Genomic DNA, 6861 nt, shown 5'->3' on the forward strand with positions numbered 1-6861 from the left:
GCATAAGTTTGCGAAAATTGTGCAATAGAATGAGAAGAAAGGATTGAACACAATTTGGTCTAAATTACTGAAAACTTATTACAAATAGTCATTATCCGACAACTATTTGTACGAGTGCTAATTGGCTGACTACACCAGTTTACGAATTATTAACCAGTGGCAATATACCTCTTTCGTCGCTCGAGAAAAGCGGGGAGATCCCGCCTTTGATATTGAGTTAGGTTATTTTAGTCAAAGCAATATTGATGGATCGCCTTACTCAAAATATTGATGGTCGGGTCAATAAACTCGAAAGCAAGAAACTCATCCGGCTGGTGAGCCTGTTCGATTGAGCCAGGCCCGAGTACTAGTGTTGGGCAAAGTTGGCTTAAAAATGGGGCTTCAGTGCAGTAGTTAACAGTTTGCGATGGGGTTTGGCATAGCTGTTCCATACCGGCAACGAAAGGATGGCTGTGCTCGCATTCAAATCCCGGCACGGCATCATGTAAAGGTGTCACCTCAATTCGATTTGGCCATTTGGCTTGTACTTCTTTTAGCGCGCCGCGCAACATGTTGTCGAGGCCATCTAAACTGATCCCCGGTAGTGGGCGCACATCATAATGCAGTTCGCAGCAGCCACAGATACGGTTGGCACTGTCGCCACCATGGATATGACCAAGGTTGAGCGTTGGGCTTGGGATAGCAAAGCCTGGGTGGTGATATTCCTTGATGAGCCTGTCGCGCAGTTGCATTAGGGCAAATAGCACTTCATGCATAATTTCAATCGCGTTGACCCCCAGCGCAGGATCAGACGAGTGGCCTGATTTACCGGTTACGCGCACCGCATTGGCAACATGCCCTTTGTGGCCGCGAATCGGCACTAAACTGGTCGGCTCGCCAATAATGCAGTAATCCGGTTTGAAAGGGGCGTTATCGGTAAAGTGCTTCGCGCCGAGCATGGAGGTTTCTTCATCACAAGTTGCCAAGATATAGACGGGCTTGGTTTGCTTGCTCCAATCGATTTTCTTGACTGCTTCGATAATAAAGGCGAAGAACCCTTTCATATCCGCGGTGCCTAGACCATAAAAACGATTATTAGCTTCGGTCAGTGCATGAGGTTCAAAATTCCAGCGGCCCTCATCAAAAGGTACGGTATCGCTGTGGCCTGCCAGCAGTAGACCGCCTTCGCCTTGACCTTTCTTAGCGATTAGGTTGAATTTCCCCGCTGCCGCTTCGACCATTTCAACCTCAAAGCCAACATCTTTAAGCCATGTCGCCAATTTTTCGATAACGAGCTGGTTGCCTTCATCCCAACTCGGATCCGAAGAGCTGATAGAGGAGGTTGAAATTAGGCCACTGTAGACCTCTTTAAAACTCGGTAATTGCATTTTATCTTCGTTTCCCTGTTGACAGAATCACACTAAGAAGGTAAAAACATATTAAATCATTTTTAATGAATAAAAAATCATTAATGAGCGTTTGAAATAGTTTTTTAGTCACCTTGTGGGTGACCAATATTAAAGAAATGGATGTCTTGAAATGCTGAAAACGACCATCATAGGTGCAACAGGTTATACCGGAGCTGAACTGGCACTGATGGTGTATAAACACCCAGAGCTTACGCTAGCAGGTTTATATGTCTCCGCCAATAGTGCCGATGCAGGAAAACCTATCTCATCACTCCATGGCAAACTGGCGGGTTTGGTTGACGATAAAGTTCAGCCATTAACCGATGTTGCTGAAGTGGCTAAAAACGCGGATGTGATTTTTTTGGCCACCGCACATGAAGTGAGCCATGATCTTGCCCCTGAATTGCTTAAGCATGGTTGTCAGGTATTTGATTTATCCGGTGCATTTCGTGTTAAGAAACAAGGCTTTTACCCAGAATTCTACGGCTTTGAACATCAACATGAATCCTTGCTCGATGGCGCAGCGTATGGCCTTGCAGAATGGGCGGCCGATGAGGTCAAACAGAGCCAACTGATTGCAGTTCCGGGTTGTTACCCAACGGCTTCACAATTGGCGATCAAGCCACTTGTCGATGCCGGTCTTATCGATACCAATCAATGGCCAGTAATCAATGCCACCAGTGGTGCAACGGGTGCTGGTCGTAAAGCGACGCTTAACAACAGTTTTTGCGAAGTGAGCTTGCAAGCTTACGGCGTATTCTCTCACCGTCACCAACCGGAAATTTCATCACACCTTGGTTGTGATGTGATTTTCACGCCGCATCTGGGCAATTTCAAGCGTGGTATTTTTGCCACCATTACCATGAAGCTAAAAGCGGGTGTCAGTGATGAACAAGTGGCACAAGTTTACCAAGCGGCTTATCAAGACAAGTTAGCCGTTCGTTTGGTTGAGGGCGTGCCTAAGTTGCAAAACGTTCAGTTTACTCCTTTTTGTGATATCGGCTGGAAAGTGCAAGGTGAACACATTATCACTTGCGCAGCGATTGATAACTTACTCAAAGGTGCATCGAGTCAAGCGATGCAGTGTTTGAACATCCATTACGGATACCCTGAGTTAACCGCGCTGATTTAATCAGTGCAAGGAATGGTTATGACAGATAACAAGCAAACTCCATTAGTGATTAAACTCGGCGGCGCAGCCTTGTCGTGCAGCAAAACGCTTAGCCAACTGTTTAGTGCAATTGCTCACTACCAAGCTCAAGCTCAGCGCCCAATCGTGATTGTTCACGGTGGTGGTTACTTAGTTGATGAGTTGATGGCGAAGCTGCAACTGAAAACAGTTAAGAAGCAGGGTTTACGCGTCACGCCTTACGATCAAATCCCACTGATTGCGGGAGCATTGGCAGGCACGGCGAATAAACAGCTACAAGGGCAAGCGATCAAAGATGGTTTGCAAGCCGTCGGTCTGTGTTTGGCGGATGGCGGTTTGTGCCAAGTCGTTGAACTCGACCCTGAGTTGTGTGCGGTGGGTAAAGCTTCACCGGGTGACTCTGCGGTACTGCAAGCGATTCTTGCTGCTGGCGCATTGCCGATTATTAGCTCTATTGGTTTGACCCAAGATGGCCAGTTGATGAACGTCAATGCAGACCAAGCGGCAGTGGCCGTAGCGGGGGCACTAGATGCTGAGTTGGTGTTGCTCTCCGATGTGAGTGGCGTGTTAGATGGAAAAGGGCATTTGCTATCAAGTTTGGATGAGCAAACGGCCAACAAACTGATTGAAGGCCAAGTGATTACCGATGGCATGATCGTCAAAGTGAAAGCGGCGCTTGAAGCAGCTAATGATCTTGGACGACCTATCGAAGTTGCCACTTGGCGTTATCCAGAAAAATTAGCCGAGCTTTTTGCTGGCAAAAGTATCGGCACACAATTTTTGCCGCAGTCATAAATAACAAGGATTAATGCTTAAGCACAGGATGCTGCTTAGGCTTGGAGAGTTAACATGAGTAAAGTAAACGTAAATAAAGTAGTGGTTGCCTATTCTGGTGGTCTGGATACCTCAGTGATCATCCCATGGCTAAAAGAGAACTATGACTGTGAAGTGGTCGCTTTTGTGGCTGATGTTGGTCAAGGCTTCTATGAGCTTGAGGGGATTGAAGAGAAGGCGATCGCGTCAGGCGCTTCAGAATGTTACGTGGTTGACCTAAAAGAAGAGATGGTTGCTGACTACATCTTCCCAACCCTGAAAACCGGTGCTTGCTACGAAGGTAAATACCTATTGGGTACGTCAATGGCACGTCCAATCATTGCCAAAGCACAGGTTGAAATTGCCCGTAAAGTTGGCGCAGACGCTTTGTGCCACGGTTGTACCGGTAAAGGTAACGACCAAATCCGTTTTGAAGGCGCCTTTGCCGCTCTTGCTCCGGATCTAGCGGTCATTGCTCCTTGGCGTGAGTGGGATCTGGTGAGCCGTGAAGAGTGTCTTGATTACCTTGAAGCGCGTAACATCCCTTGTTCTGCTTCAATCACTAAAATCTATTCACGTGATGCCAACGCATGGCACCTTTCAACGGAAGGTGGTGTACTAGAAGATACATGGAACGCAACCAATGCTGATTGTTGGGCTTGGACAACCGATCCTGAGCAAGCGCCAAACGAAGCGGAATATGTATCACTGAAGATTGAAAAAGGTGAAGTGGTTGCGGTTGATGGTGAAGCGATGACGCCATACAACGCGCTAGTTTACCTAAACGATAAAGGTGCAAAACACGGTGTTGGTCGTATTGATATCGTTGAAAACCGTCTAGTGGGCATGAAGTCTCGTGGCTGTTATGAAACTCCGGGTGGCACTATCATCATGGAAGCTCTGCGCGCGGTTGAGCAGCTCGTACTGGATAAAACCTCGTTTGAGTTCCGTGAAGAATTGGGTGTAAAAGCATCACATCTTGTATACGATGGTCGTTGGTTCACGCCACTTTGTAAGTCGATTCTCGTCGCAGCAGAAGAGCTAGCGCAGGATGTTAACGGTGAAGTTGTGGTGAAACTTTATAAAGGTCAAGCGGTTGTTACGCAAAAACGTTCAGACAACAGCCTGTACAACGAAGAGTTTGCAACCTTTGGCGCTGATGAAGTTTACGACCAAAGCCATGCTGGCGGCTTTATCCGTCTGTACTCACTATCAAGCAGAATCAGAGCGCTAAACGCCGCGAAAAAATAGTGAGAGGTTACCAATCTGACGAGTAAATGTGTTATCCGTCAGATTGTCATAAGCTCGGCGGAGTCCGAGCAGCCAAATTTGGATCTAGCCATCTTTTTGGTTAGATCCTTTGATTATTCAGGAGAGATGCAATGGCACTATGGGGCGGTAGATTTACCCAAGCAGCAGATACCCGTTTTAAAGATTTTAATGATTCCCTTCGTTTCGATTACCGCTTAGCGGTGCAAGATATTGTCGGCTCTATTGCATGGTCAAAAGCATTAGTGACGGTTAATGTCCTTTCCCAACAAGAGCAACAGCAGTTAGAGCTTGCTCTAACCGAACTAAAAGCCAGTGTTGAAGAGAATCCAAAACAAATTTTAGCCTCGGATGCAGAAGATATTCACTCATGGGTTGAGCAGCAACTGATTGCCAAAGTGGGTGATTTGGGTAAAAAACTGCATACCGGCCGTTCACGTAACGATCAGGTCGCGACCGATTTGAAATTGTGGTGTCGTGAACAAGCAGAAGTATTGCTTAGTGCACTAGAGCAGCTGCAACAGCAAATGGTTAAGGTAGCGCAGGCGCACCAAAGCACCGTATTACCGGGCTATACCCATCTACAACGCGCCCAGCCAGTGACGTTTGCGCATTGGTGTTTAGCGTATGTAGAGATGTTTGAGCGTGACCATTCACGCCTTAAAGATGCGGCTGAACGTTTAAATACTTGCCCACTGGGTTCAGGTGCACTTGCCGGTACGGCTTACCCAATGGATCGTGAGCAGATTGCACATAACCTTGGTTTTAGTCGCGCGACACGTAACTCGCTAGATTCCGTTTCTGATCGCGACCATGTATTAGAACTGATGTCGGTGGCGTCGATTTCAATGTTGCACCTTTCTCGTTTGGCTGAAGATATGATCTTCTACAACTCAGGTGAAGCGAATTTCATTGAATTAGCTGACACGGTGACATCGGGTTCATCGTTGATGCCGCAAAAGAAAAACCCAGACGCGCTAGAATTGATTCGCGGCAAAACGGGTCGTGTGTATGGTTCGCTGGCAGGCATGATGATGACAGTTAAAGCCTTGCCATTGGCCTATAACAAAGACATGCAAGAAGACAAGGAAGGGCTATTTGATGCGCTTGATACTTGGTTTGATTGTACCGTGATGGCGGCACTGTGTTTTGACGGTATTAAAGTTAACTCAGAGCGCACATTGGAAGCGGCACAACAAGGCTATGCCAACGCAACAGAACTGGCCGATTACCTGGTTGCCAAAGGCATTCCATTCCGTGAAGCGCACCATATTGTTGGCGTTGCAGTGGTAGGGGCGATTGAAAAAGGCAGTGCATTGGAGGAGTTATCTTTGGCTGAGCTAAAAGCATTCTCTCCAGTGATCGAAGAAGATGTCTATGCCATTCTGACCATTGAGTCTTGTTTAGCGAAGCGTAATGCGCTCGGCGGCGTCGCTCCAGAGCAGGTCGCTTTTGCCGTAGAGCAAGCGCAGGCGCGTTTAAAGTAATACCATTCGCCTGAATGACTACTGACAAGGTACTAATGGCTTGCGTAAGTTTTTGATTTTATTTTGATTGAAAGAAAGATCAAAAAAGATCGAGAAAAAATTGAACCATCAGGAAAAAGCCCGGTCTATATGAATACCACTGCTTTTTCTTAGATGAATCTAAGAGAGCCCCGAAGTCTAGTATTGATTTCGGGGCTTTTTTCTTTCCCCCCTGCCTAATTGAAGCCACAACGTCGTTAACCTGCATTCGAAAACCTCATCACCCTTATTACTCTCGCATATTCGATCTATGCTCAGAGGCTTTTCTCACTTGATTGCCTAGCTGTGATTCCAATTAGTTTGGGGGGAATTTTTGAGTATTAAATAGAAGCTGCTGCCTAATTGAAGCCACAGCGTCGTTAACCTGCTAACCCTTAGCTCAATTGACAATTTAATGCCTTGTCATCACAGACTATTTTCTTTTGTTCGATCGCAAAGGAATCACGACCCAGCGCATCCAAAAATGCAGTATCAGTAAGCCACTAAAGCTCGCAATCGCGGCTAGCAAGGCGATAGATTCGATGCTTTTCGGCGTATCTCTAAATGCTAGCCACCAGATTGCGCTAGTGATGATCGATAGCCCTGTTAATTGATAAACACAGCGCATGCAGCGGCCAATTTTTTTCCAAAACCAGTTTTGTTGGCAGTATGAGCAAGCCATAGAGGTTGAGCGCCTACGAAATCAAAAGGGGAGGGCGCTATTGTAGTCCTAACT

5 protein-coding genes and 1 pseudogene are annotated in these 6861 nt (G+C 46.7%); 4 read left to right on the top strand and 2 right to left on the bottom strand.

The features are described 5' to 3' along the window. Positions 1 to 227 precede the first annotated feature (227 nt). On the bottom strand, positions 228 to 1367 hold the full coding sequence (gene argE, locus RH88_RS04255; protein ID WP_005593673.1) for an acetylornithine deacetylase: 1140 nt from the start codon (positions 1365 to 1367) through the stop codon (positions 228 to 230). 151 nt (positions 1368 to 1518) lie between these two features. Here argE and argC point away from each other — a divergent pair, with 151 nt between their 5' ends. From argC to argH, 4 genes and pseudogenes are all read left to right on the top strand, one after another. After that, on the top strand, positions 1519 to 2520 hold the full coding sequence (gene argC, locus RH88_RS04260) for an N-acetyl-gamma-glutamyl-phosphate reductase (RefSeq protein WP_005593674.1): 1002 nt from the start codon (positions 1519 to 1521) through the stop codon (positions 2518 to 2520). An 18-nt stretch (positions 2521 to 2538) separates the two neighbouring features. Then, positions 2539 to 3333, top strand: a complete 795-nt coding sequence (argB, locus tag RH88_RS04265; protein WP_005593675.1) for an acetylglutamate kinase — start codon at positions 2539 to 2541, stop codon at positions 3331 to 3333. A gap of 54 nt (positions 3334 to 3387) precedes the next feature. Beyond that, a complete protein-coding gene (locus tag RH88_RS04270; protein ID WP_005593676.1) occupies positions 3388 to 4602 on the top strand; it encodes an argininosuccinate synthase in 1215 nt (404 codons plus the stop codon). 131 nt (positions 4603 to 4733) lie between these two features. Further along, a pseudogene (gene argH, locus RH88_RS04275) lies at positions 4734 to 6101 on the top strand (argininosuccinate lyase); the annotation flags it as partial. Between the two features lie 457 nt (positions 6102 to 6558). On the opposite strand, the gene RH88_RS04280 reads toward argH, so the two are convergent. Continuing rightward, complete coding sequence (locus RH88_RS04280) at positions 6559 to 6807, bottom strand: DUF3624 domain-containing protein (RefSeq protein ID WP_005593681.1); 249 nt, start codon at positions 6805 to 6807, stop codon at positions 6559 to 6561. Between the last annotated feature and the right edge of the window lie 54 nt (positions 6808 to 6861).

Origin of the sequence: Vibrio scophthalmi LMG 19158, from assembly GCF_000222585.1 — a bacterium.
Classification (GTDB): domain Bacteria; phylum Pseudomonadota; class Gammaproteobacteria; order Enterobacterales; family Vibrionaceae; genus Vibrio; species Vibrio scophthalmi.

What these genes read in the sequence shown, in the direction of transcription:
- RH88_RS04280 (WP_005593681.1), bottom strand. Translation starts at nt 6,807, where the DNA reads ATGGCTTGCTCATACTGCCAACAAAACTGGTTTTGGAAAAAAATTGGC.
- argB (WP_005593675.1), top strand. Translation starts at nt 2,539, where the DNA reads ATGACAGATAACAAGCAAACTCCATTAGTGATTAAACTCGGCGGCGCA.
- argC (WP_005593674.1), top strand. Translation starts at nt 1,519, where the DNA reads ATGCTGAAAACGACCATCATAGGTGCAACAGGTTATACCGGAGCTGAA.
- argE (WP_005593673.1), bottom strand. Translation starts at nt 1,367, where the DNA reads ATGCAATTACCGAGTTTTAAAGAGGTCTACAGTGGCCTAATTTCAACC.
- RH88_RS04270 (WP_005593676.1), top strand. Translation starts at nt 3,388, where the DNA reads ATGAGTAAAGTAAACGTAAATAAAGTAGTGGTTGCCTATTCTGGTGGT.